The sequence below is a fragment of the Geodermatophilus sp. SYSU D00742 genome (assembly GCF_054049935.1).
Genome location: NZ_JBJGYJ010000029.1, coordinates 12,791 through 37,838 on the forward strand (window position 1 = coordinate 12,791; position 25,048 = coordinate 37,838).

Annotated in this window: 21 protein-coding genes and 1 tRNA gene; 13 read left to right on the forward strand and 9 right to left on the reverse strand. The window is 74.7% G+C overall.

Annotation, left to right across the window (positions count from 1 at the left end):
* The first annotated feature begins 17 nt into the window (after positions 1-17).
* Positions 18-1,655: an ABC-F family ATP-binding cassette domain-containing protein gene (locus ACI78V_RS17625; RefSeq protein ID WP_456853060.1), complete on the forward strand. Its 1,638-nt coding sequence runs from the start codon at positions 18-20 to the stop codon at positions 1,653-1,655.
* Here the strand turns inward: ACI78V_RS17625 and ACI78V_RS17630 are convergent.
* The 6 genes from ACI78V_RS17630 to ACI78V_RS17655 form a co-directional block, all read right to left on the reverse strand.
* Complete coding sequence (locus ACI78V_RS17630; RefSeq protein WP_456853062.1) at positions 1,642-2,367, reverse strand: hypothetical protein; 726 nt, start codon at positions 2,365-2,367, stop codon at positions 1,642-1,644. The genes ACI78V_RS17625 and ACI78V_RS17630 overlap by 14 nt on opposite strands.
* Before the next feature lie 197 nt (positions 2,368-2,564).
* A complete protein-coding gene (locus ACI78V_RS17635) occupies positions 2,565-3,116 on the reverse strand; it encodes an N-acetyltransferase family protein (RefSeq protein ID WP_456853064.1) in 552 nt (183 codons plus the stop codon).
* Positions 3,113-4,237, reverse strand: a complete 1,125-nt coding sequence (locus ACI78V_RS17640) for an alpha/beta fold hydrolase (protein ID WP_456853066.1) — start codon at positions 4,235-4,237, stop codon at positions 3,113-3,115. Before ACI78V_RS17640 ends, ACI78V_RS17635 begins: the two co-directional genes overlap by 4 nt.
* Positions 4,158-4,544, reverse strand: coding sequence for a hypothetical protein (locus ACI78V_RS17645; RefSeq protein ID WP_456853068.1), 387 nt, complete (start codon positions 4,542-4,544; stop codon positions 4,158-4,160). The genes ACI78V_RS17640 and ACI78V_RS17645 overlap by 80 nt, the downstream gene beginning before the upstream one ends.
* Positions 4,545-4,579: 35 nt before the next feature.
* Positions 4,580-5,785: an acyl-CoA dehydrogenase family protein gene (locus ACI78V_RS17650; RefSeq protein ID WP_456853069.1), complete on the reverse strand. Its 1,206-nt coding sequence runs from the start codon at positions 5,783-5,785 to the stop codon at positions 4,580-4,582.
* Entirely contained in the window at positions 5,782-7,281 is a 1,500-nt protein-coding gene (locus ACI78V_RS17655) for a long-chain-fatty-acid--CoA ligase (RefSeq protein WP_456853071.1), read from the reverse strand. Before ACI78V_RS17655 ends, ACI78V_RS17650 begins: the two co-directional genes overlap by 4 nt.
* 155 nt (positions 7,282-7,436) lie before the next feature.
* Here ACI78V_RS17655 and ACI78V_RS17660 point away from each other — a divergent pair, with 155 nt between their 5' ends.
* Entirely contained in the window at positions 7,437-8,207 is a 771-nt protein-coding gene (locus tag ACI78V_RS17660; RefSeq protein ID WP_456853073.1) for an SDR family NAD(P)-dependent oxidoreductase, read from the forward strand.
* A 221-nt stretch (positions 8,208-8,428) separates the two neighbouring features.
* Positions 8,429-10,816, forward strand: a complete 2,388-nt coding sequence (locus ACI78V_RS17665; protein WP_456853075.1) for an ATP-binding cassette domain-containing protein — start codon at positions 8,429-8,431, stop codon at positions 10,814-10,816.
* A gap of 132 nt (positions 10,817-10,948) precedes the next feature.
* On the opposite strand, the gene ACI78V_RS17670 is transcribed toward ACI78V_RS17665, so the two are convergent.
* The 3 genes from ACI78V_RS17670 to ACI78V_RS17680 all read right to left on the reverse strand — a co-directional run bounded on the left by ACI78V_RS17670 (position 10,949) and on the right by ACI78V_RS17680 (position 12,550).
* Positions 10,949-11,020: transfer RNA gene (locus ACI78V_RS17670), tRNA-Arg, on the reverse strand.
* Between the two features lie 58 nt (positions 11,021-11,078).
* Positions 11,079-11,753: a DUF305 domain-containing protein gene (locus tag ACI78V_RS17675; RefSeq protein ID WP_456853077.1), complete on the reverse strand. Its 675-nt coding sequence runs from the start codon at positions 11,751-11,753 to the stop codon at positions 11,079-11,081.
* Positions 11,750-12,550 carry a DUF3105 domain-containing protein gene (locus ACI78V_RS17680; RefSeq protein WP_456853079.1) on the reverse strand — a complete coding sequence of 267 codons (801 nt, stop codon included), beginning with the start codon at positions 12,548-12,550 and terminating at the stop codon, positions 11,750-11,752. Before ACI78V_RS17680 ends, ACI78V_RS17675 begins: the two co-directional genes overlap by 4 nt.
* A 228-nt stretch (positions 12,551-12,778) precedes the next feature.
* On the opposite strand from ACI78V_RS17680, the gene argS reads away from it, so the two are divergent.
* From argS to ACI78V_RS17730, 10 genes are all read left to right on the forward strand, one after another.
* Positions 12,779-14,440, forward strand: coding sequence for an arginine--tRNA ligase (argS, locus tag ACI78V_RS17685; protein ID WP_456853081.1), 1,662 nt, complete (start codon positions 12,779-12,781; stop codon positions 14,438-14,440).
* A complete protein-coding gene (lysA, locus tag ACI78V_RS17690; RefSeq protein ID WP_456853083.1) occupies positions 14,437-15,996 on the forward strand; it encodes a diaminopimelate decarboxylase in 1,560 nt (519 codons plus the stop codon). The genes argS and lysA overlap by 4 nt, the downstream gene beginning before the upstream one ends.
* Positions 15,993-17,285, forward strand: a complete 1,293-nt coding sequence (locus tag ACI78V_RS17695; RefSeq protein ID WP_456853084.1) for a homoserine dehydrogenase — start codon at positions 15,993-15,995, stop codon at positions 17,283-17,285. The genes lysA and ACI78V_RS17695 overlap by 4 nt, the downstream gene beginning before the upstream one ends.
* A complete protein-coding gene (gene thrC / locus ACI78V_RS17700) occupies positions 17,282-18,367 on the forward strand; it encodes a threonine synthase (RefSeq protein WP_456853086.1) in 1,086 nt (361 codons plus the stop codon). Before ACI78V_RS17695 ends, thrC begins: the two co-directional genes overlap by 4 nt.
* Complete coding sequence (gene thrB, locus ACI78V_RS17705) at positions 18,364-19,314, forward strand: homoserine kinase (protein ID WP_456853088.1); 951 nt, start codon at positions 18,364-18,366, stop codon at positions 19,312-19,314. The genes thrC and thrB overlap by 4 nt, the downstream gene beginning before the upstream one ends.
* A 250-nt stretch (positions 19,315-19,564) precedes the next feature.
* Positions 19,565-21,784 carry a transcription termination factor Rho gene (gene rho, locus ACI78V_RS17710; protein WP_456853090.1) on the forward strand — a complete coding sequence of 740 codons (2,220 nt, stop codon included), beginning with the start codon at positions 19,565-19,567 and terminating at the stop codon, positions 21,782-21,784.
* A gap of 204 nt (positions 21,785-21,988) precedes the next feature.
* Positions 21,989-22,219: a 50S ribosomal protein L31 gene (gene rpmE / locus ACI78V_RS17715; protein WP_456853092.1), complete on the forward strand. Its 231-nt coding sequence runs from the start codon at positions 21,989-21,991 to the stop codon at positions 22,217-22,219.
* 134 nt (positions 22,220-22,353) lie between these two features.
* Positions 22,354-23,445, forward strand: a complete 1,092-nt coding sequence (gene prfA / locus ACI78V_RS17720) for a peptide chain release factor 1 (RefSeq protein ID WP_456853094.1) — start codon at positions 22,354-22,356, stop codon at positions 23,443-23,445.
* Positions 23,446-23,459: 14 nt separating this feature from the next.
* Entirely contained in the window at positions 23,460-24,302 is an 843-nt protein-coding gene (gene prmC / locus ACI78V_RS17725) for a peptide chain release factor N(5)-glutamine methyltransferase (RefSeq protein ID WP_456853139.1), read from the forward strand.
* A 14-nt stretch (positions 24,303-24,316) separates the two neighbouring features.
* A complete protein-coding gene (locus tag ACI78V_RS17730) occupies positions 24,317-24,958 on the forward strand; it encodes an L-threonylcarbamoyladenylate synthase (protein WP_456853096.1) in 642 nt (213 codons plus the stop codon).
* Positions 24,959-25,048: the final 90 nt, after the last annotated feature.

The following is a 25,048-nucleotide window of genomic DNA, read 5'->3' on the forward strand; positions in this document are numbered from 1 at the left end:
ACCGGTGAGGAGGTCGCGTGAGCGCCACCCTCGTCGCCCGGGGGCTGGCCGCCGGACACGGTGCCCGGGTGCTGTTCAGCGACCTCGACCTCGTCGTGGCACCGGGCGACGTGGTGGGTCTCGTCGGCGTCAACGGAGCGGGCAAGTCGACGCTGCTGCGCACCCTCGCCGGTGAGCTGCCGGCCGAGTCCGGCAGCGTCACGGTCAGCCCGCCGACGGCGACCCTCGGGTACCTGCCGCAGGAGCACGAGCGCCGGCCGGGGGAGACGGTGCGTACCGCGCTGGCCCGGCGCACCGGGGTGGCGGCCGCGCAGGCGGCCCTCGACGCCGCGACCGAGGCCCTGACCGCGGGGGTGGACGGTGCCGACGACGCCTACGGCGAGGCGCTGGAGCGCTGGCTGGCGCTCGGCGGCGCCGACGTCGACGAGCGCACCGGGCAGGTGGTCGCAGAGGTGGCGCCCGGGGTGTCGCTCGACGCCCCGATGACCGGCCTCTCCGGCGGTCAGGCCGCGCGGGTGGGGCTGGCCGCGCTGCTGCTGTCGCGCTACGACGTCCTGCTGCTCGACGAGCCGACCAACGACCTCGACCTCGCGGGGCTGGAGCAGCTGGAGCGGTTCGTCACCTCCGCCCGCGGCGGCATCGTGGTGGTCAGCCACGACCGGGAGTTCCTCGCCCGCACCGTCACGCGCGTGGTCGAGCTCGACCTCGCCCAGCAGCTGGTGCGGGTGCACGACGGCGGGTACGAGGCCTACCTCGCCGAGCGCGAGGTGGCCCGCCGGCACGCGCGCGAGGAGTACGAGGAGTACGCCGAGACCAGGTCCGGGCTCGAGGCGCGGGCGCGGATGCAGCGGTCGTGGATGGACAAGGGGCTGCGCAACGCCGTCCGCAAGCAGAAGGACCCGGACAAGCACGTCAAGGCCTTCCAGCGGGCGACCTCGGAGAAGCAGGCGGCCAAGGCACGGCAGACCGAGCGGCGGATCGAGCGGCTGGAGGTGGTGGAGGAGCCGCGCAAGGAGTGGGAGCTGCGGATGGAGATCGCCGCCGCCCCCCGGGCCGGTGCGGTGGTCGCCACCCTGTCCGGGGCGGTGGTGCGGCGCGGCGGCTTCGCACTGGGGCCGGTCGACCTGCAGGTCGACTGGGGCGACCGGGTGGCCATCACCGGGCCCAACGGCTCGGGGAAGTCCACGCTGCTGGCCGCGCTGCTCGGGCGGGTGCCGCTGGACGAGGGGCGGTCCTCGCTGGGGCCGTCGGTGCGGATCGGTGAGATCGACCAGGCCCGGCGGGCGTTCCTCGGGTCGGAGACGCTGCTCGAGGCGTTCTCCGCCGAGGTGCCCGACCGGCCGACCGCCGAGGTCCGCACCCTGCTGGCCAAGTTCGGCTTGACCGCCGAGCACGTGCTGCGTCCGGCGGACACCCTCTCGCCCGGGGAACGGACCCGTGCCGGCCTGGCGCTCCTGCAGGCCCGCGGGGTGAACGTGCTGGTGCTCGACGAGCCGACCAACCACCTCGACCTGCCGGCGATCGAGCAGCTGGAGCAGGCGCTGGCCGGCTACGACGGCACCCTGCTGCTGGTCACCCACGACCGGCGGATGCTCGACGCGGTCGCGACCACCCGCCGGATCGCCGTCGAGGACGGGCGGGTCACCGAGCGCTGAGCGCCGCACCCCGCGCCGGTGGCGTGGCCTCCAGCGCGGCGGCCACCGCGTACTCGGCCGTCGTGGCGAGCTCCTCGGCGGTCGCGCCGGCCGAGCCGAGCGCGGGCAGGGGCTGCACCTCCACGACGACGTCCCGAGTGGCGCCGATCCAGCGCAGCGCCGCGAGCAGCGACCGGCCACCGGGCGCGGGCGGCGGGGCGCCGCCGTCCCCGCGGTAGCGCAGCGCCACCGGGCAGACGGGGGCGCCGCTGCCGACGGCGGCGGCGAACAGCGCGGGGGAGAAGCGGCCAAGCCCCGCCCGTCCGCCGGCCGGCAGCTCCGGGCGGACGAGGACCGACGTCCCGCGGGACAGCGCGGCGCGGACGCCGTCCACGGTCGCGGGCACGGACGGGCAGGGCACGCCGGCGACGCGGTCGGGGCCGGACGTGGCGACGACGACGCCGGGGACCGCGGTCAGCAGCACCAGCGGGTCCAGGGGCGAGACCGAGTTGGCCACCAGCAGTGCCCCGGGGCCGCGCCCGGCCCGCGGCCAGGCCACCGCCGGCGCGCGGACGTCGACCCGCACCCCGAGGCCGGTGAGCAACCGGGCCGCACCGCAGACGGCCCGCCGCCGGGCGCTGCCGACCGGGGGCCGGAGCCGGTGGGCGGCGAGGACGGCGCCGGCGCGCAGCCAGCGGGCGGAGGCGGGCGGCAGCACGGGCGGTGGCGTCACGGTGCCCTCCGGCGGGCTCGGGGGCCCGGGCGGGCCCGCGTGCGCCGAGCGTGCCGGGTCCGGGTGACCGGCGGATGACGGTCAGTGGACCGCGCCGGGACGGTCCGGGGACCGCCGGTCGCGGGGCGGCCGCCCGGAGCGCCGGCCGATGGCGAACAGCGTCGCCGCGACCGGCACCCACTCGCGGCCGGGCCGGCTCAGGGCGGGGCCTCCCCGAGCGCGTCGGTCAGGCCGACGGCGTCCATGCCGGCCCAGGTGTCACGGACGTGGTGGGCCAGCACCAGCAGGTCCCGCAGCCGGCCGTCCCGGTCCCGGATGTGGTCGACCAGGAGCGCCTCGCCGGTGAACCCGAGGTCGGTGAACAGCGCCAGGGCCGCACCCTGCTCGGCGACGACCTCCACGACCAGCTTGGTGGCGCCGTCCGCGATCGCGCCGGTCAGGGCGTGCCGGGCCAGGGTGCGGCCCAGCCCGCTGCCCCGGCTGCCCGGCGCGACGACCAGCCGCACCTCCCCGACGTGGTCGGACCAGCCCGGCAGCCGCAGCACCGCCACGTACCCCGTGACCGTCGCCCCGCCGTCCACGGCGACCCAGCGCCGGACGCCGGGCGTGGCGCCGGCCGCCCACGCGCGGACGACGTCCGGGTCGGTCACCTCCTCGCGGATGAACGTGCGGTCGCCCTCGGGCAGCGCCGCGAAGAAGCGCAGCAGGGCGTCGCAGTGCGCGTCGGTCAGCTCGACGACGTCGGTCACCGGACCGTCTCCGCGGCCGGGGCGTCCCGCGGTTCGCTACGCCGGCGGAGGAAGTCGATGATCGTGGGCACCGTCGTCCGGGCCGCCGTCCGTCCGACGACCAGGCCCATGTGCCCGGCCGCCAGCCGCAGTTCGTGCTTGTCGGGGGAGCCCACCAGGTCGAGCAGCGGGGCGGTCGCCTCGGGCGGCACGATGTGGTCGCGGTCGGCGCGCACGGTCAGGAACGGCACCCGCACGTCGGAGAGGTGGACCCGGTCGCCCCCGACGGTGAGCCGGTCGGTGACCATCCCGTTGTCGCGCACCAGCATCCGCACCGTCTCCTCCGCGGCGGCGCCCGGGAAGGGCACGTGGTCGTCCGACCAGCTGGTCATCGCCTGGTAGGCGGCGACGTACTCGTCGTTCCAGAGCCGCTCCCACAGCGTCACGTACCGGGTCACCTCCGAGGTCGGGGTCAGGGCGCGGAAGCCCCGCAGCACGACCTGCGGCGGCACGTTGCCGTTCGCGTCGAGCACCGCGGGGACCTCCAGGCCGCCCACCCGGAACAGGTCGGCCAGCGGGCCCATGTGCCGGAAGTCGACCGGGGTGGCGAGCACGGTGAGGCTGCGCAGCGGGGAGCCGGGGGAGTGGGCGGCGTGCAGCAGGGCGAGGTCGCCGCCGAAGCAGTAGCCGACCACCGTCACCTCGTCGGCGCCGGACACCTCCCGCACCCGGTCGATGCCGGCGGGGATGTAGTCGTCGACGTAGTCCTCGAGGGTGTTGGCCGCGTCCCGCTCGTCGGGCTCGCCCCAGTCGAGCAGGTAGACGTCGAAGCCCGCGGCCAGCAGCTGCTCCACGAAGCTGTTGCCCGGCGTCAGGTCGAGCACGTAACTGCGGCTGACCAGGCTGAACACGATCAGCAGTGGTGGCGAGTAGCGGACCCCGCCGTGGGTCCCGGGGTCGTTGCGGTAGTGCCACAGCTGCGTGCGGCCGCGCTGCCAGACGACGTCCTTGGGCGTCAGGCCGACGCCGGGCCGGTCGATGCCGCCGACGAGCTTGAGCCCGTTACGGGCGCGCAGGGCGTTGCGTTCGACGTCCCGGCGCACCCGGTCCAGGATCGTCTGCGGACTCGGGACGGTGGGCATCGCTCTCCTCGGTCTGCCGGCGTCGCTCCGTCTCCAGCTGCAGGGTCAGCCTCCGGACCTCCCGGTCCAGCGCACCGACCTGCGCGCGCAGGCGGCTGACGTCGGTGCCGGCCGGCAGGTCCAGCAGGTGCCAGAAGCGGGTGGTGGCCCCCCGCGCGGAGCCCCGGGCCAGCGTGGAGGCCCGGCGCAGCAGGGCGGCGCCGATGGAGAAGGCGTCGCTCCGGACGAACTCCTCGGCGCGCGGGGTCACCCGCCGCTCGGCGGCGTCGAAGGCCTGCCGCCACAGCGGCGGGCGCGCGTCGGCCACGGTTCCTCCTCGAGGACGGCGGGGTGGCGGGCGGCTCAGGTGAAGGCGCTGATCCCGGTGATGTCGCGGCCGACGATGAGCGTCTGCACCGTCTCGGTGCCCTCGAAGGTGTGGATCGCCTCGATGTCGGCCATGTGCCGGATGACGTGGTTCTGCAGGAGGATCCCGTTGCCACCGAGCAGGTCGCGGGCCTCGGCGAGCACCTCGCGGGCGGTCCGGGTGTTGTGCATCTTGGCCAGCCCCGCGACGGTGTGGGACAGCCGCCCCGCCTCGGCCAGCCGACCGATCTGCATGCAGTACAGCTGCATCCCGGTGAGCGCGGCGAGCATCCGCACCAGCCGCTCCTGCACGATCTGGAAGCTGACCAGGGGCTTGCCGAACTGGGTGCGCTCCCGCGCGTAGGCCAGCGCCGTCTCGTACCCGGCGGTCGCGTGGCCCAGGGCCATCCAGGCGCAGGCGCCACGGGTGGTGGCCAGCACCCGGCCGGTGTCGGCGAAGCTGTGCGCCTCCTGCAGCCGGTCGGCCTCGGGCACGCGGACCCCGCGCAGCTCGATCTCGGCCTGCCACACCGACCGCAGCGACATCTTCCCGGTGATGACCGTCGCCTCGTACCCCTCGGCCGGCGTCTCGACGACGAAGCCCTTGACCTTGCCGTCGGCGACGTCGCGCGCCCACACCACGACCAGGTCGGCCAGGCTGCCGTTGCCGATCCAGCGCTTGGAGCCGTCGAGCACCCACGTGTCGCCCTCGCGGCGTGCGGTCGTCTCCAGCGCGACGGAGTCCGACCCGTGGTGCGGCTCGGTCAGCGCGAAGGCGCCCAGCTTGTCCAGCGTCGCCATCTGCGGCAGCCAGCGGGCCTTCTGCTCCTCCGAGCCGCACATGTCGATCGACTGCATGGCCAGCCCGGCGTGCACGCCGAGGAAGGTGCCGAGGCTGCCGTCGCCGCGGTGCAGCTCCATCTGCACCAGCCCGGCGGTCATCGGGCTCAGCTCCGCCGACCCGTAGCCCTTGATGGAGCCGCCGACGATGCCGAGCTCCGGCAGCCGGCGGATCAGCGGCCAGGGCACCTCGGCCCGCTCCCAGTACTCCCCGGCGACCGGCAGCACCTCGCGGTCGACGAACCGGCGGACGGCGAGGAACTTCTCCCACATCTCGTCGGTGAACTGCTCGCGCACCGAGAAGAAGTCGGTGCCCAGGGCCTCGCCGAGGTGGCTGGTGTCCAGGTGCTGCGTCGTCGTCACTGTGTGACCTCCGTGGGGACCTCGACGGCGCGGCGCAGGATCTTGCCGGTCGGCCCCTTCGGGAGGGCGTCGACCAGCCAGAGGAGCCGCGGGTACTTGTAGGCGGCGACCCGTTCCTTCACCCAGGCCTGCAGCTCGGCGGGGTCGGCCTGCGCGCCGGGCTTGAGCGCGACGGCGGCGGCGACCTCCTCGCCCAGCTCGGGGTGCGGGACGCCGACGCACGCGGCCTCGGCGACCGACGGGTGCTCGTAGAGGGCCTCCTCGATCTCCCGCGGGTACACGTTGTAGCCGCCGCGGATGATCATCTCCTTCTTGCGGTCGACGATCGCGTAGTAGCCGTCGGCGTCGCGGCGGGCGAGGTCGCCGGTGCGGAACCAGCCGTCGGGGATCGCCTTCGCGGTCTCCTCGGGGCGGTTCCAGTAGCCCTTCATGACGTTCTCGCCGCGGATCGCGATCTCGCCGACGTCCCCCTCGCGCACGTCGCGGCCCTCGTCGTCGACCAGGCGCATCTCCACGCCGCGGATGGGGGTGCCGATGGTGCCCGGCCTGCGCTCGGCGTGGGGGTGGTTGAACGAGGCGACCGGCGAGGTCTCCGACAGCCCGTACCCCTCGAGGACGATGCAGCCGAACGTCTCCTCGAAGCTGCGCATCACCTCGACCGGCATCGCGGACCCGCCGGAGATGCACAGCCGCAGGCTGGAGACGTCGACGCGGTCGCGGTCGGGGGAGTGCAGCATCGCCGCGAACATCGTCGGCACGCCCTCGAAGACCGTCACCCGGTCCCGCTCGATGACCTGCAGCGCCTTGGCGCCGTCGAACCGCGGCAGCAGGGTCAGGCAGGACCCCGCGAGGACGCCGGCGTTGAGGGCGCAGGTCAGCCCGAAGACGTGGAACAGCGGGAGGCACCCCATGACCACGTCGTCCGGGGTGGCCTCCAGCAGCGTCTCCTGCGTCGTCCGGGCGTTGCCGCGCAGGTTGGCGTGGGTCAGCTCGGCCCCCTTGGGTGGGCCGGTGGTGCCGGAGGTGTAGAGGATGACCGCCGCGTCACCGTCGTCCCGGGCGACGAGGTCGCCGTCCGCCGTGCCGCGCAGCGCCTCCCCGGCGTCGGTCGGCCCGACGGTCACCGCCTCGATCCCGACGACGCCCGCGGCCTCGGCCGCGGCATCGGCGACCGAGTCCAGCGCCACGACGAGCCGGGCTCCGGAGTCCCGCAGGTAGTACTCGACCTCCCGCGCCTTGAGCAGCGGGTTCATCGGGACGACGGCGGCGCCGGCCATGAGCGCGCCGTAGAAGACCACCGGGAAGCTCAGCACGTTGGGCAGCACCATCCCGACCCGGTCGCCCGGGGCGACCCCGCGGGCGCGCAGGCCGGTGGCGACCGCGGCGGCGTCCGCGCGGAACTGCCCGTAGGTCAGGACGGCGTCGTCCATGCGCAGGGCGGGGCGGTCGCCGTGCGCCGACGCGGTGTCGAGCAGGTGCTGCGCGAGGTTGGTCATCCGGCGCACTCCCTCTGCTGGGCCGGTTGCTGGGCCGGGGGCCGCACCCCTACCCGGGCCCGGTGTGGTCTATCCCACACCCGGCCGCCGAGGTGGCGCTCCGGCGTCGCGGACGACAGGCTCGCGAGGGACCGACATCGACGACGGGAGCACACGTGAGCGACAGGACGATCCTCGACATGTTCCGGCTCGACGGCCGGGTGGCCATCGTGACGGGGGCGTCCTCGGGGCTGGGTGCGGTCTTCGCCCGGGCGCTGGCCGAGGCGGGGTGCGACGTCGCCCTCGGTGCCCGGCGGGAGGACCGGCTGGCCGGGACCCGCGAGGCGGTGGAGACCGCCGGCCGGCGGGCCGTCACGGTGCGCACCGACGTCTCCCTGCCCGAGGACTGCCAGGGGCTGGTCGACGCCGCGATGGCGGAGTTCGGCCGGGTCGACGTCCTGGTTAACAACGCCGGCGTCGGCACCGCCGTCCCGGCCGTCCGCGAGACGCCCGAGCAGTTCCGCTCGGTGATCGACGTCAACCTCAACGGCTGCTACTGGATGGCGCAGGCCTGCGCGCGGGTCATGCAGCCGGGCAGCTCCATCGTCAACATCTCCAGCATCCTGGGGCTGACGACGGCGGGTCTGCCGCAGGCGGCCTACGCGGCGAGCAAGGCCGGGCTGATCGGGCTGACCCGCGACCTGGCGCAGCAGTGGACCGGCCGCAAGGGGATCCGGGTCAACGCGCTCGCGCCCGGCTTCTTCGAGTCGGAGATGACCGACCAGTACCCGGAGGGCTACATCGAGTCGCAGTTGACCCGCGTCCTGGCCGGGCGCAAGGGCGACCCCGACGAGCTGGCGGCCGCGCTGGTGTTCCTGGTCAGCGACGCCGGCGGCTACGTCACCGGCACGACGCTCCCGGTCGAGGGCGGCCTGCTGACCAGCTGACCGCGCCGCCGACCGGGAGGGGCTTCGGGCGGCCGGGGAGGAGCGCCCGGCCAAGCCCGGCGGGTGGCCGTCGACGACCGTGTCGTCGGGGAGTTGTCACTCCCGGCGAGGAGGGTGTCCGCGCAGGTCCACCGGTCGAGCGCTGCATCCGGTAGACAGCGGACGTCGCCGCGACCGCCGACGCCGGACCGCGACGGCCCCGCCCCACGGATGGAGAGACGATGAGCACGGCCACGAGGACGGAACCGCGGTCGCCCGCGCCGCACGCCGCCGACAGCCACGACCTGATCCGCGTGCTGGGTGCGCGCGTGAACAACCTCAAGGACGTCAGCGTCGACCTGCCGAAGCGCCGGCTCACGGTGTTCACCGGCGTCTCCGGCTCGGGCAAGAGCTCGTTGGTCTTCGACACGATCGCCGCCGAGTCGCAGCGGCTGATCAACGAGACCTACAGCGCGTTCGTGCAGGGCTTCATGCCGACGCTGGCGCGGCCGGAGGTCGACTACCTGGAGGGCCTGACGACGGCGATCATCGTCGACCAGGAGCGGATGGGCGCGAACCCGCGCTCCACCGTCGGCACCGCCACCGACGCCAACGCGATGCTGCGCATCCTCTTCAGCCGGCTGGGGCAGCCGCACATCGGCCCGCCCAACGCGTACTCGTTCAACATCCCCACCGTGCGGGCCAGCGGGGCGATCACCGTCGAGCGCGGCGCCAGGACCAAGGCCGAGAAGGCGACCTTCACCCGGCTCGGCGGCATGTGCCCACGCTGCGAGGGCATGGGCGCGGTCACCGACTTCGACCTGTCCGCGCTCTACGACGACAGCAGGTCGCTCGACGAGGGCGCGCTCACGGTCCCCGGCTACAGCATGGACGGCTGGTACGGCCGCATCTTCAGCGGCGCCGGACTGCCCATGGACAAGCCCATCGGGCAGTTCTCCGAGAAGGAGCTGCACACGCTGCTCTACGGCGAGCCGACCAAGATCAAGGTGGAGGGCGTCAACCTCACCTACGAGGGCATCATCCCCAAGATCCAGAAGTCGATGCTGACCAAGGACGTCGAGGCCATGCAGCCGCACGTCCGGGCCTTCGTGGAGCGGGCGATCACGTTCACCACGTGCCCCGGGTGCGACGGCACCCGGCTCGCCCCGGAGGCCCGGTCGTCGAAGATCCGGGGGAAGAGCATCGCCGACGTCTGTGCGATGCAGATCAGCGACCTCGCCGACTGGGTCCGGGGCCTCGACGAGCCCTCGGTGGCCCCGCTGCTCACCGGGCTGCAGCACCTCCTCGACTCCTTCGCGGAGATCGGCCTGGGGTACCTCTCGCTCGACCGGCCGGCGGGCACCCTGTCCGGGGGCGAGGCGCAGCGCACCAAGATGATCCGCCACCTCGGCTCGTCGCTCACCGACGTCACGTACGTCTTCGACGAACCCACGATCGGCCTGCACCCGCACGACATCGAGCGGATGAACGGCCTGCTCCTGCGCCTGCGGGACAAGGGCAACACCGTGCTGGTCGTGGAGCACAAGCCCGAGACCATCGCGATCGCCGACCACGTCGTCGACCTCGGCCCCGGCGCCGGCACCGGCGGTGGCGAGGTGGTCTTCGAGGGCACCGTGGAGGGGCTCCGGACCAGTGGCACGCTCACCGGGCGGCACCTGGACGACCGGGCGGCCCTGAAGCCGTCGGTGCGGACGCCGTCGGGCGCACTGGAGGTCCGCGGAGCCGGCACCCACAACCTGCGCGACGTCGACGTCGACATCCCGCTGGGCGTGCTCGTCGTGCTGACGGGGGTCGCCGGCTCCGGCAAGAGCTCGCTGGTCGACGGCTCGGTGGCCAAGCGCGACGGGGTCGTGGTGGTCGACCAGACGGGGATCAAGGGGTCGCGGCGCAGCAACCCGGCCACCTACACCGGCCTGCTCGAGCCGATCCGCAAGGCCTTCGCCAAGGCCAACGGCGTGAAGCCGGCGCTGTTCAGCTCCAACTCCGAGGGTGCCTGCCCCACCTGCAACGGCGCCGGGGTCATCTTCACCGACCTGGGGGTCATGGCCACCGTCGAGTCCCCCTGCGAGGAGTGCGAGGGGAAGCGGTTCCAGGCGGCGGTGCTGGAGTACACCCTCGGCGGCAAGGACATCAGCGAGGTGCTCGCGATGTCGGTGACGGAGGCCGAGGAGTTCTTCGGCGCCGGCGAGGCGAGGACGCCGGCCGCGCACACGGTTCTCGACCGGCTGGCCGACGTCGGGCTCGGCTACCTCACCCTCGGCCAGCCGCTCACCACGCTCTCGGGCGGCGAGCGACAGCGGCTCAAGCTGGCCGCGCAGATGGCCGAGAAGGGGGACGTCTACGTCCTCGACGAGCCGACCACCGGCCTGCACCTGGCCGACGTCGAGAACCTGCTCGGCCTGCTGGACCGACTGGTCGACAGCGGCAGGTCGGTCATCGTCATCGAGCACCACCAGGCCGTGATGGCGCACGCGGACTGGATCATCGACCTCGGCCCCGGTGCCGGTCACGACGGCGGCCGGGTCGTGTTCGAGGGCACGCCGACCGATCTCGTCGCCGCCCGCTCCACCCTCACCGGCGAGCACCTCGCGGCCTACGTCGGCGGCTGACCGGATCACCCGCGAGCCGGCGCTCGCGCGGTGGCCCTCTCCGGAGGAGCAGCGAGGCCCGCCGGCACCCGATCCCGGGGCCGGCGGGCCTCTCTGCTCGTCCTGATGGCGACCGATGTCGGTACCAGTCGGTGCCCCCGGCAGGATTCGAACCTGCGCACCCGCCTCCGGAGGGCGGTGCTCTATCCCCTGAGCTACGGGGGCTCTGCGGTGGGGCGAGGAGAAACCTACCAGCCCCGTGCGGCGGCCCGGACGGCGGCCGTCAGGGAGCCGGCAGCGGGGTGCCGCCGCGGGCGGTCACCATCCGCGTCATCGTCGTCACCTCGGCGGTCTGGGTCTCCGCGATCGAGGCCGCGAGGCCCGCGACCGCCGGCTCGGTGGCGTGCTCGGCGGCGTACTCGGCCATGTCCTCCCCGCCCTGGTGGTGGCGGATCATGAGCCGCAGGAACTGGACGTCGAACCCGGTCCCCGACAGCCCGCGCAACTCGGCCAGCTCCTCCTCCGTGGCCATCCCGGGCATCAGCCCGCCGGCCGTGTCGTGGCCGCCGTGCGCCGTGGCGGGGTCGGCCATCCAGGCCATCGTCTCGCCGCCCGACGGCGGCAGCCCCCACAGCGACAGCCACCCCTGCATCCGGCCCACCTGGTTGGTCTGCGTCGCGGAGATGTCGAAGGCCAACTGGCGGACCTCCGGGTCGGTGCTGCGCTCCAGGGCCAGGTTGGCCATCTCCAGGCCCTGGAGGTGGTGGCGGGCCATGTCGCGGGAGAAGCCGGCGTCCACCGAGTCGGCGGTCGGGGTGGCCGAGGCGTCGTCCCGGCCGATGCCCAGGGCGACGGCCAGTCCGCCACCGAGCAGCACCAGCCCGACGGCGATCACCGCCAGCAGCGCCGTCCGCAGGCCCCTGCCCCGCGGCGCGGGGCCTGCCTCCCCGGCGGTCACGGGGTGCCGGTCTCGGCCCCGGCCTCCGGCGTGGTCGGGGCGTCGGTCGTCGTCGCGTCGCTGCCGCGGCTGCCGTCGTCCGCCGTGAGCGGGTCGCTGATGAACTGCGGGTTCTCGCAGCTGGCGCCGACCTCCGGGTAGAACTCGGCGTTGAACGTCATGAAGTCCGCGTACTGGACGATCCGCGGGTCGGTGACGGAGTCGACCTTCAGCTGGTGGTTCCAGGACTGCAGGCTGATCGGCGAGTCCTGCCCGGCGTAGGGGGAGAGCATCCGGCCGGACTCCTCGGCCACCTCGGCCAGCGTGGCGATCTCGTCCTCGGACAGGGCATCGGGGTCGTAGGTGATCCACACCGCGCCGTGCTCCATGCTGTGGACGGCGTTCTCGTGCCGGACGTCGACGTCGTAGACGGTGCCGGTGCAGTCGGCCCACTCGCCGTCGTGCGGCCCGCCCACCGGCGGGGACTGCTCGTACTGCACGGGCGTGGTCACGTGCTCCTGCCCGGCGTCGTAGTCGAAGGTCTGCACGCCGGCGATCTCGTCGACCGAGTCGACCCGGGCCTCGTCGGCCTCGCGCACCTGCACCACCGCGTAGGTGATGACCGCCGCGGCGAACACCACGACCGCGACCGCCGCGGCGATCAGGCCCCACGGGCGCTGCGGGCTGACGACGTTGGTCACCGGCGGCCGGGTGCGACCGCCCTTGCCGGCCGCGCCCGACCGGCCGGCGGCACCGGAACCCGGCTTGCCGGACCCGCCGCGCGCGCGGCCGTCCTGGGGCTTACGGTCCTTGGCCACGGCCTGCTCCTCGTGCTCGGTCCTCGGGGACCGCGCGACGCGCCCGGCGGGCACTCGCCCGCGCCGGACACCGGCCCCGGGGGCTCGGGCCGTCTGCCCCTCCCCGGGAGGCCAGTCTAGGGCGGCGGCCCGGCAGTCCCCTGTGAGGCGGGGCCCGCGCCGCGGGTGACGGTGGTCGCTGCGGGGACGGCTCCGGGACCCGGCGCGGGCGGTCAGTACGCTCGTGCGGTGACACCGGAGCAGTTGCGCGACGTCGTCCGGACCGCCGTGGCCGCCGCCGTCGAGCGCGGCGAGCTGTCGGTCGAGGTCCCCGCCGACGTCCTCGTCGAGCGGCCGAAGAACCCCGAGCACGGCGACTACGCCACCAACGTCGCCCTGCGGCTGGCCAAGGCCGCGGGGCGGCCGCCGCGCGCGGTCGCCGGGGTCCTCGCCGCCGGGCTGGGCGCGCACCCGGGCATCGCGGGGGTCGACATCGCCGGGCCGGGCTTCCTCAACATCACCCTCGCGCAGGGGGCGCTCGGCCGGATCGCCGTCGACGCGGTGAGCGCGGGGGAGGCCTACGGCCGCACCGGCACCCTCGCCGGCCAGCGGCTCAACCTCGAGTTCGTCTCGGCCAACCCGACCGGGCCCGTGCACATCGGCGGCAGCCGGTGGGCGGCGGTCGGCGACGCGATCGGCCGCCTGCTCGAGGCCAGTGGCGCCGACGTGACGCGCGAGTACTACATCAACGACGCCGGCGCCCAGATCGACCGGTTCGCGCGGAGCCTGCAGGCGCAGGCGCTGGGGCGGCCGGTCCCGGAGGACGGCTACGGCGGCACCTACATCGCCGACATCGCCGCACAGGTCCTCGCCCTCGAGCCGGACGTCCTCGGCCGCGACGACGCCGAGCAGCTGGGCGTCATCCGCGAGCGCGGCGTGGCGCTGATGCTCGACGAGATCCGCCGGTCGATGGAGGACTTCGGCGTCGACTTCGACGTCTGGTTCAGCGAGAAGTCGCTGTACGGCTCCGGGGCGGTGGAGAAGGCGCTGGCCCGGCTGCGCGAGCAGGGGCACGTGTACGAGGCCGACGGCGCCGTCTGGCTGCGGACGACGGACTTCGGCGACGACAAGGACCGCGTGCTGGTCAAGGCCGACGGCGAGACCACCTACTTCGCCTCCGACTGCGCCTACTACCTGGACAAGCGGGCCCGCGGCTTCGACCGGGTCGTGATCATGCTGGGCGCCGACCACTCGGGTTACGTGGGCCGGTACAAGGCACTGGTCGCCGCGGCCGGGGACGACCCCGACACCCACCTCGAGATCCTCATCGGCCAACTGGTCAACCTGCTGCGGGGTGGCGAGCCGGTCCGCATGAGCAAGCGCGCCGGCACGATCGTGCTGCTCTCGGACCTGGTCGACGCGATCGGCGTGGACGCAGCCCGGTACGCCCTGGCCCGCGCCTCGGTCGACCAGCAGATCGACATCGACGTCGACCTGTGGAGCCGGCAGACCAACGACAACCCGGTCTTCTACGTCCAGTACGCGCACGCCCGTATCTCGTCGGTGCTGCGCAACGCCGCCGACCTCGGCCTGGCGCTCGGCGAGGCCGGCGACGTCGACGCCGCCCAGCTGACCCACGAGCGGGAGAACGCCTTGCTCCGGGCGATCGGTGAGTTCCCCCGGGTGCTGACGTCGGCCGCCGAGCTGCGCGCGCCGCACCGGGTGGCGCGGTACCTCGAGGAGCTGGCCGGCACCTACCACCGCTTCTACGACAACTGCCGGGTGCTGCCGCGCGGCGACGAGGAGGCGACGGCGCTGAACACCGCCCGGCTGTGGTTGTGCGCGGCGACCGCCGTCGTGCTGCGCAACGGCCTGGGCGTCCTCGGCGTGAGCGCCCCGGAGCGGATGTGAGGGCGCACCCGGCCGGCCCGCTGCACGGCGGGCTGACCCCGCCGCCAGCGGCCGGCGCGCCGCCGCAGGACCTCGGGGCGCTCGACGCCGCGGTGTGGCCCCGCTCGGCGACGCGGGTCGACGGCGAGCTGCACCTGGGCGGCCGGCCGGTCACCGAGCTGGCGCGTGTCCACGGCACGCCGCTGTTCGTCCTCGACGAGGGCGACTTCCGCGGCCGGGCGGCCGACTTCGCCACGGCCTTCGACGGCGCCGACGTCCACTACGCCTCCAAGGCGTTCCTCTGCGGGCAGGTGGCCCGCTGGATCGCCGAGGACGGCCTGCACCTGGACGCCTGCTCCGGCAACGAGCTGGCGCTCGCGCTGGCCGCCGGCTTCCCCGCCGAGCGGATCGCGCTGCACGGCAACAACAAGTCCCTCGTTGAGCTGCAGCTGGCCGTCGACGCCGGGATCGGGCACGTCGTCCTGGACTCGTTCGACGAGATCGAGCGGCTGGTCCCGATCGCGGCGGCGCGCGTGGCCGCGGGCGGCTCCCCGGTGCCGGTGCTCATCCGGGCCACCGTCGGCATCGAGGCGCACACCCACGAGTTCATCGCCACCGCGCACGAGGACCAGAAGTTCGGGTTCTCGCTGGCCACCGGCGACGCGCTGACCGCCGCGGTGCGGGTGATCCGCGAGCCGGCGCTGCGGCTGACCGGCCTGCACAGCCACATCGGTTCGCAGATCTTCGACACCGCCGGCTTCGAGGCCGCGGCCCACCGCGTCGTCGGGCTCATGGGGCAGGTGCACCAGGCGACCGGGCAGGTCCTGGAGGAGCTGAACCTCGGCGGCGGCTTCGGCATCGCCTACCTGGCCGAGGACGACCCGGTCAGCCCGTCCGACGTCGCCGGGCGACTGCGCGCCGTGGTGGAGGCCGAGTGCGCGATGGCCGGGCTGCCCGTGCCGCGCCTGGCCGTGGAGCCCGGGCGGGCGATCGCCGGCCCGGGCACCGTGACGCTGTACGAGATCGGCACGATCAAGCCGGTCCGGCTCGGGGCCAGCGGCACCCCGGGCGCCCCGCTGGTGCGCAACTACGTCTCGGTCGACGGGGGCATGAGCGACAACATCCGCACCGCCCTCTACGACGCCGCCTACACCTGCGTGCTGGCCAACCGCGTCTCCACCGCCCCGCCCGCGCTGTGCCGGGTGGTCGGGAAGCACTGTGAGAGCGGCGACGTCCTGGTCCGCGACCTGTGGCTGCCGTCGGACGTGCAGCCCGGCGACCTGCTCGCCGTCGCCGCGACCGGTGCGTACTGCTGGTCGATGGCCAGCAACTACAACTACCTGCTCAAGCCGCCGGTGGTCGCGGTACGGGACGGCGTCGCCACGGAGATCGTGCGGCGTCAGACACTGTCGGACGTGTTCGCCCTCGACGCTGTCCTCGCCGACGTGCCCGCGCCCTCGCCGGCGATCGACCAGCCGGCGCCCGAGAACCCGGTGGGAACCCGGTCGACGAGTCCGGGAGTCGGCGCGGGGGCGCCGTCGGCGGGTCCGCGGGTCGGGGTGGAGGTGCAGTCGTGACGACACCGCTGAAGGTCGCCCTGCTCGGGTGCGGCACCGTCGGCAGCGCCGTGCTGCGGCTGCTCGACGACCAGGCGGACGACCTCGCCGCCCGCATCGGCCGGCCGGTCGAGGTCGCGGGGGTCGCCGTCCGGCGTCCCGACCGGCACCCCGACGTCCCGGCCGCCCTGCTGACCACCGACGCCGAGGCGCTGGTCACCCGGCCGGACGTCGACCTCGTCGTCGAGGTCATCGGCGGCATCGAGCCGGCGCGCTCGCTGCTCATGGCGGCGTTCGAGGCCGGCAAGTCGGTGGTGAGCGCGAACAAGGCGCTGCTCGCCGACGACGGCACCGCGCTGCACGCCGCGGCCGCCAAGGCCGGCGTCGACCTCTACTACGAGGCCGCGGTTGCCGGCGCCATCCCGCTGCTGCGCCCGCTGCGGGAGTCCCTGGCCGGCGACCAGCTGCGCCGGGTGGTCGGCATCGTCAACGGGACGACGAACTACATCCTGTCCCGCATGGCCGAGACCGGGCACGGGTTCACCGAGGCCCTGGCGGAGGCGACCGAGCTGGGCTACGCCGAGGCCGACCCGACCGCCGACGTCGACGGGTTCGACGCCGCCGCGAAGGCCGCCATCCTCGCGTCGCTGGCGTTCCACACCGAGGTCACCGCGGCCGACGTCTACCGGGAGGGCATCTCCGCGGTGACCGCGACCGACGTCGCCCGCGCCGCGGAGATCGGCTGCACCGTCAAGCTGCTCGCGATCTGCGAGCGGGTCCCGGGCGAGGGCGGGGACTCCGTCGCCGTCCGCGTGCACCCGGCGATGATCCCGACGACGCACCCGCTGGCCGCCGTCGGCGGGGCGTTCAACGCCGTCTTCGTCGAGGCCGAGGCCGCCGGGCAGCTGATGTTCTACGGGCAGGGCGCGGGTGGTCAGCCGACCGCCAGCGCCGTGCTCGGTGACCTGGTCGCCGTGGCACGCAACCGCGTCACCGGCGTGGCCGGCCCCGGGGTGACGACCTACGCGGGCCTGCCCGCCCGGCCGATCGCCGAGACCCCGACCCGCTACCACGTCAGCCTCGACGTCGCGGACAAGCCCGGCGTGCTCGCGACGGTGGCGCAGGAGTTCGCCCGCCACGGCGTCAGCATCGCCACCGTGCGCCAGGACGGGCACGGTGACGCGGCCACGCTGGTCATCGTGACCCACAGCGCCCCGGACGCCGCCCTGTCGGCGACCGTGGCCGCGCTGCGGGAGATGCCCGCCGTCCGTGGTGTGACCAGCATCCTGCGTGTGGAGGGACTCTCATGACGACCCAGCTGCCCGTGCGGGGCACGGTCTCGCCGCTCTGGCCCGGGCTCATCGAGGCCTACCGCTCGCGGCTGCCGGTGAGCGACACCACCCCGGTGGTGACGTTGCAGGAGGGGGCGACCCCGCTGGTGCCGGCGCAGGAGCTGTCCCGGCGGACCGGCTGCGACGTCTACCTCAAGGTCGAGGGCGCCAACCCGACCGGGTCCTTCAAGGACCGCGGGATGACGATGGCCATCACCAAGGCCGTCGAGGAGGGCTCGCAGGCGGTCATCTGCGCCTCCACGGGCAACACCAGCGCCAGCGCCGCGGCCTACGCCGCCCGCGCCGGGCTGGTCTGCGCCGTCCTCGTACCGCAGGGCAAGATCGCGCTGGGCAAGCTGGCCCAGGCGCTCGTGCACGGCGCCAAGCTGCTGCAGGTCGACGGCAACTTCGACGACTGCCTCGCCCTGGCCAGCAAGCTGGCGATCGACTACCCGGTCAGCCTGGTCAACAGCGTCAACCAGTTCCGCATCGAGGGGCAGAAGACCGCCTCGTTCGAGATCGTCGACGTCCTCGGCGACGCCCCGGACATCCACTGTCTGCCGGTCGGCAACGCCGGCAACATCACCGCCTACTGGCAGGGCTACCGCGAGTACGCCGCCGACGGCACGGCGTCGAGGACGCCCCGGATGTGGGGGTTCCAGGCCGCCGGCGCCGCGCCGATCGTCACCGGCCAGGTGGTCGAGAACCCGCAGACGATCGCCACCGCCATCCGCATCGGCAACCCGGCGTCGTGGACCAAGGCCCTGGCCGCCCGCGACGAGTCCGGCGGCCTCATCGACAGCGTCACCGACCGCGAGATCCTCGCCGCCTACCGGCTGCTGGCCCGCAGCGAGGCCGTCTTCGTGGAGCCGGCGTCCGCCGCGTCGGTCGCCGGGCTGCTCAAGACGGCGCAGGCCGGCGCACTCGAGCAGGGCCAGCGCGTGGTCTGCACCGTGACCGGTAACGGCCTCAAGGACCCGGAGTGGGCCATCTCCGGCGCCCCCGCGCCGGTGACCGTCCCGGTCGACGCGGCCGTCGCCGCGGCGCAGCTGGGCCTGTGAGCCGCCCGGCCGGCGACGCGGTGCGGGTACGCGTCCCCGCGACCAGCGCGAACCTCGGTCCCGCGTTCGACTGCGCGGGCCTGGCCCTGGCCCGCCACGACGTCCTGGAGTTCAGCAGCGCCGAGAGCGGGCTCGAGGTCGCGATGACCGGGGAGGGCGCCCACAGCCTGCCCGCCGACGAGTCGCACCTCGTCGTCCGGGCCTTCCGCGCGGCCTGCGACCGGCTGGGCTGGCGGCCGCCGGGGCTGCGCGTCGTCGCGGAGAACACCATCCCGCAGGGGCGGGGGATGGGATCGTCGGCGGCCGCCGTCGTCGCCGGCATCGTCGGTGCGTGGGCCCTGTGTCCCGACGTCGACGAGGTCGACCTCGGCGCCGCGCTGGACCTGGCCACCGACATGGAGGGCCACCCCGACAACGTCGCGCCGTGCCTCCTGGGCGGGGCGACGCTGTCGTGGACGACGCCCGGCGGGGCGCGGGCCGAGCGGCTGGCGGTGCACGCCGACGTCGTGCCCGTCGTCCTGGTACCACAGGTGACCCTGTCGACGCACGTGGCCCGCAGCCTGCTGCCGGAGCTCGTGGCGCACGGGGACGCCGTGTTCAACGCCTCCCGCGCGGCACTGCTCACGCACGCGCTGACCACCGCACCGGCCCTGCTGCTCGACGCGACCGAGGACCGTCTGCACCAGCGCCAGCGGGGCGGCGCCATGCCCGAGACCCTCGCACTGCTGGAGCGGCTGCGCGCGGCCGGCCACGCGGCGGTCGTCTCCGGCGCCGGTCCCAGCGTGCTCGTGCTGGCGCGCCGCGCCGACGGCGAGGCGGGGGAGGAGCCGCGGGCGGTGCGCGAGGTGGCCGATCTCACCCCGACGGGGTGGTCGGTGCTGCCGCTCGACGTCGACGCAGGGGGCGCCGCCGTGCTGGACCGACCGGTTCAGGTATCGTCTCGATAACGAGGAACACACTGGTGCTCACCAGTGTTGTCGTGTCCGTGAGCGCGGTTTAGGCTCACGGCGTAGCCGCCCTCAGGGGCGAGCCTCGCGCGGGGCGTTGCAGACGAATCCACATCGGTCGCCGCAGATTCCGCCTCGCACCTCATCGATCCCGTTCTCCGTGCTGTCCCGCTCCCCGGGCCGGACCGAGGGGGAACCGGGTCACCCCCTGCGCTGGTAGGCGCAGGTCTCCGCAGGGAAGGACCTGTACGTGAGCGAGACCACCGACCTCGTCGCCGCGCAGCAGAGCGCCGGGACCGACGAGGCATCTGCCGTCTCCGGGACGGCGGGCCGGACCCGTCGCCGCGGCAGCGGGCTGTCCGGCATGCTGCTGCCCGAGTTGCAGCGGCTGGCGGCCGAGCTCGGCATCTCCGGCACCGGCCGGATGCGCAAGGGCGACCTGGTCGCCGCCATCTCCGCCCGCCAGGTCGGCGGCGCGGGTGCCGGCAACGGTCCCGCCACCCCGGCCGAGGGCCGGACCGCCGGCATCCCCGCGGCCCGCGGCGCCGAGCGCCCCCAGGACACCGACGGCACACAGGGTGCCGACGCCGCACGCGGCGTCGCCGCCACGGCCGCGCCGCTCGAGGCGCCGGTCAGCGGCGGGGCCAACAGCGGTCCGGTGACCGCGCCGGCCGGCGCTCCCACCGACACCCCCGCCGAGGCCGCTCCCCGGCGGCGTCGCGCGGCGAGCCGGCCCGCCGGCGCTCCGGCCACCGAGGCCGCTGCTCCGGCCGCCGAGGCCCCGTCGACCGACACCGCGGCAACGGCGTCCGAGCCGCGCGCCGAGACGCCGGCCGGTGAGACCGCCACGGCGCCGGCCCCCGAGCGGACCGAGGGTGAGCGCGCCGACGGCGAGCGCCCGCAGCGCAGCCGCGACCGCGGTGAGCGCGGCACCCGCACCCGCGGGGACCGGGACGGCGGCACGCGGGACGGCGCCGACCGCGCCGAGCGGGGGAACCGTGACGGCGCCGAGCGCACCGAGCGGGGGAACCGCGACGGCCGGGACGGCACCCGCGACGGCCGGGACGGCACCCGCGACGGCCGGGACGGCACCCGCGACGGCCGGGACGGCACCCGCGGTCCCGACCGCAACGACCGCAACGACCGCGGTGGCCGGCCGGAGAACCGGAACGACAACCGCAACGACCGGGCCGCCAACGACCGCAACGACGAGGACGACGACGACTTCGAGGGCGGCCGCGGCCGCCGGGGCCGCCGTTACCGGGACCGCAACCGCCGGGGCACCAACGGCCGCGAGCGCTTCGACCAGGTCGAGCCCACCGTCAGCGAGGACGACGTCCTGCTGCCGGTCGCCGGCATCCTCGACGTCCTCGACAACTACGCCTTCGTCCGGACGTCGGGGTACCTGACGGGACCCAACGACGTCTACGTGTCGCTGTCGCAGGTGCGCCGCTACGGCCTGCGCCGCGGTGACGCCATCACCGGCGCCGTCCGCCAGCCCCGTGAGGGCGAGCGCAAGGACAAGTACAACGCGCTGGTCCGGCTGGACACGGTCAACGGCCTGGAGCCCGAGCAGGCCCGGCAGCGTCCGGAGTTCACCAAGCTGACCCCGCTCTACCCGCAGGAGCGCCTGCGGCTGGAGACCGAGCCGCACCAGCTGACGACCCGGGTCATCGACCTGGTCATGCCGATCGGCAAGGGGCAGCGCGCGCTGATCGTCAGCCCGCCCAAGGCGGGCAAGACGATGGTCCTGCAGGCGATCGCCAACGCGATCACCACGAACAACCCCGAGTGCCACCTCATGGTCGTCCTCGTCGACGAGCGGCCCGAGGAGGTCACCGACATGCAGCGCTCGGTGAAGGGCGAGGTCATCGCCTCGACCTTCGACCGGCCGCCGTCGGACCACACCACTGTCGCGGAGCTGTCCATCGAGCGGGCCAAGCGCCTGGTCGAGATGGGCCACGACGTCGTCGTCCTGCTGGACTCGATCACCCGCCTGGGCCGCGCCTACAACCTGGCGGCGCCCGCCAGCGGGCGCATCCTCTCCGGTGGTGTCGACTCCACGGCGCTCTACCCGCCCAAGCGCTTCCTCGGCGCCGCCCGCAACATCGAGAACGGCGGCTCGCTGACCATCATCGCCTCGGCGCTGGTGGAGACCGGCTCCACGATGGACACGGTCATCTTCGAGGAGTTCAAGGGCACCGGTAACGCGGAGATCAAGCTCGACCGCCGGCTGGCGGACAAGCGGGTCTTCCCGGCCGTCGACGTCAACGCGTCGGGCACGCGCAAGGAGGAGATCCTCATGTCGCCCGACGAGCTGGCCATCGTCATCAAGCTGCGCCGGGTGCTCGCCGCGCTCGAGCCCCAGCAGGCCCTCGAGCTGCTGCTGGACAAGCTCAAGAAGACGCGGAACAACATCGAGTTCCTCATGCAGATCCAGAAGACGACCCTCGGCCCGGGCAACGACTGAGGAGCGGCCCCCGTCCTCCGCACCCTCCGCGGGCCCGCGGCGGGGGGCTGGACGGGGGCCGATCCAGCACGTCACCAGGGCCGCCGTCGGCGGGGCTCGCGCATCAGGGATACTGAGCGACTGAGCCCCGCTGCGCGGCCGGAATGCCCGGCCGGCCGCCGGCGTTCGACAGACCAGTACGACACAGACCCCGGAAGAGGCGACATGAAGCCCGGCATCCACCCCGACTACCACACCACCACGGTGACCTGTGGTTGCGGGAACACCTTCACCACCCGCAGCACGGCACCCGGCGGCACGCTGACCGTCGAGACCTGCTCCGCCTGCCACCCCTTCTACACGGGCAAGCAGCGGATCCTGGACACCGGTGGCCGCGTCGCCCGCTTCGAGAAGCGGTTCGGCAAGCGCAACGCCGCCGCCGGCGCCGAGAAGTAGCACCCCCGACGGCGCCCGCACCCACCACGACGGTGGGGCGGGCGCCGTCGTCGTGTCCGCCCCCGTTCCCGCACACCCGCAGATCGGCACGGTGCGCATCCGCGGATGTGCACGCGCACTGGAAGGCCCCACCCATGAGCAGCCCCACCGAGGCCGGGTCGGCTGGCCAGCCCGACCGCCTGAGCGGGCTGCTGGCCGAGCACGCCGCCCTCGAGGCCGAGCTCGCCGACCCCGCCGTCCACGCCGACACCGGCCGGGCCCGCCGCCTGGGCCGCCGCTACGCCCAGCTCGCCCCGCTGGTCGAGACCAAGCGCGCACTGGACGCCGCCCGCGACGACCTCGCCGCCGCCCGTGAGCTGGCCGCCGAGGACGCGTCCTTCGCTGCCGAGGCAGCGACGCTCGACGAGCGGATCGTCGAGCTCGAGGAGCGGCTGCGCGAGCTGCTCCTGCCGAAGGACCCCGACGACGACAAGGACGTCATCCTCGAGATCAAGGCGGGGGAGGGTGGTGCGGAGTCCGCGCTGTTCGCCGGTGACCTGCTGCGCATGTACCTGCGCTACGCCGAGCGCCGCGGCTGGTCGGCCGAGGTCATCGACGCCGTCGACGCCGAGCTCGGCGGCTACAAGGACGTCTCGGTCGCGATCAAGTCCCGCAGCGACGAGGGCATCTGGTCGCGGCTGAAGTTCGAGGGCGGCGTGCACCGGGTGCAGCGGGTGCCGGTCACCGAGTCCCAGGGCCGCATCCACACCTCCGCCGCCGGCGTCCTCGTGCTGCCCGAGGCCGAGGACGTCGACGTCACGGTGGACCCCGGCGACCTGCGCATCGACGTCTTCCGCTCGTCGGGCCCCGGCGGGCAGAGCGTGAACACCACCGACTCCGCCGTCCGGATCACCCACCTGCCCACCGGCATCGTGGTCAGCTGCCAGAACGAGAAGAGCCAGCTGCAGAACCGCGAGTCGGCGCTGCGCATCCTGCGCTCGCGGCTGCTGGCCGCTGCCCGCGAGGAGGCTGCCGCGGCCGCGAGCGACCAGCGGCGCAGCCAGGTCCGCACCGTCGACCGCAGCGAGCGGGTGCGCACCTACAACTTCCCGGAGAACCGGATCAGCGACCACCGCGTCGGCTTCAAGGCGCACAACCTCGACGCCGTGCTCGACGGGGAGCTGGACCCGGTCATCGACGCGCTGACCCGCGCGCACACCGCCGAGCTGCTGGCGGCCGGCTCCTGAACGCCCGGGCGCTGCTGGCCGAGGCCGCCCGCCGGCTCGCCGACGCCGGCGTCGAGTCCCCGCGGGTGGACGCCGAGCTGCTGCTCACCCACGTCCTCGCCGTGCCCCGGACCCGGCTGCTGACCCTCGACGACGTCCCGGGCGACGCCGCGGCCCGGTTCGACGCGCTGCTCGACCAACGGGCGGACCGCGTGCCGCTGCAGCACCTCACCGGGCGCGCCCCGTTCCGGCACCTGGAGCTCGCCGTCGGCCCGGGGGTGTTCGTGCCGCGGCCGGAGACCGAGCTGCTCGTCGAGTGGGCTCTCGAGCGGCTGACCGGGGTGGCCGAGCCGGTCGTCGTCGACCTGGGAGCCGGGTCCGGCGCCATCGCGCTGTCCATCGCCGCCGAGCACCCCGCGGCCCGCGTCGTCGCCGTCGAGCGGGACGCCGGCGCCATCGGGTGGACCCGCCACAACGCCGCCGCGCGAGCGGCGGCGGGGGACCGGCCGGTCGAGGTGGTCGGCGGCGACATGACCTCCCCGCAGGTGCTGACCCGCCTCGACGGCGCCGTCGACCTGGTCGTGTCCAACCCGCCCTACGTGCCCGACGGCGCCCGGGTGCCGCGCGAGGTCGCCGACCACGACCCCCCGCTGGCGCTGTGGGGCGGACCGGACGGCCTCGACGTCGTCCGCGGCCTGCTGCGCACCGCCGCCCGGCTGCTGCGCCCCGGCGGCCACCTGGGCGTCGAGCACGCCGACCAGCAGGGGAGTGCGCTCCCGGCGCTGGTGCGCGCGCACGGCGGCTTCGACGACGTGGTCGACCACCCCGACCTGGCCGGCCGCCCCCGGTTCACCACCGCCCGCCGCGCGGCGGGATGACAGACTGCCGCCTCGTGGCCGACGTCTACGACTGCACCGACCCCGACGCCCGCGCCGCCGGGCTCGACGCCGCGGCGGCGGCGATCGGCCGCGGCGAGCTGGTGCTGCTGCCGACCGACACCGTCTACGGCGTCGCCGCCGACGCGTTCACCCCCGCGGCGGTCATGGCCCTGCTGGCGGCGAAGAACCGGGGCCGCACCATGCCGGTCCCGGTCCTCGTCGGCGAGGCGTCCACGCTGGCCGGGCTGGTCGTGACCGTCCCCGAGGTCGCCACCCGCCTCGCGGAGGCCTTCTGGCCCGGGGGGCTCACCCTCGTCCTGGAGCACGCGCCGTCCCTGGCCTGGGACCTCGGCGACGCCGAGGGCACCGTCGCCGTCCGGCTGCCCGACGACGAGGTCGCCCGTGAGCTGCTGCGCCGCACCGGGCCGCTGGCGGTCTCCAGCGCCAACCGCTCCGGCCGGCCCGCCGCCACCACCGCCTCCCAGGCCGTGGACCAGCTGGGCACCCACGCGGCCGTCGTCCTGGACGGTGGTCCCCGGTCGGACTCCGCGCCCAGCACCATCGTCGACTGCACCGGCCCGGTGCCGCGGGTGCTCCGGATCGGCGCCATCCCGCTCGACCGGTTGCGCGCGGTCGTGCCGGAGCTCACGGACTGAGGGAGGACCCCGGCGCCGCTCGCCGGCTCGCGACGGGACGCTGCAGGGGCCGCCGTCCTCCCCGGGACGGGCCCTGCGGCCGTGCGCTGC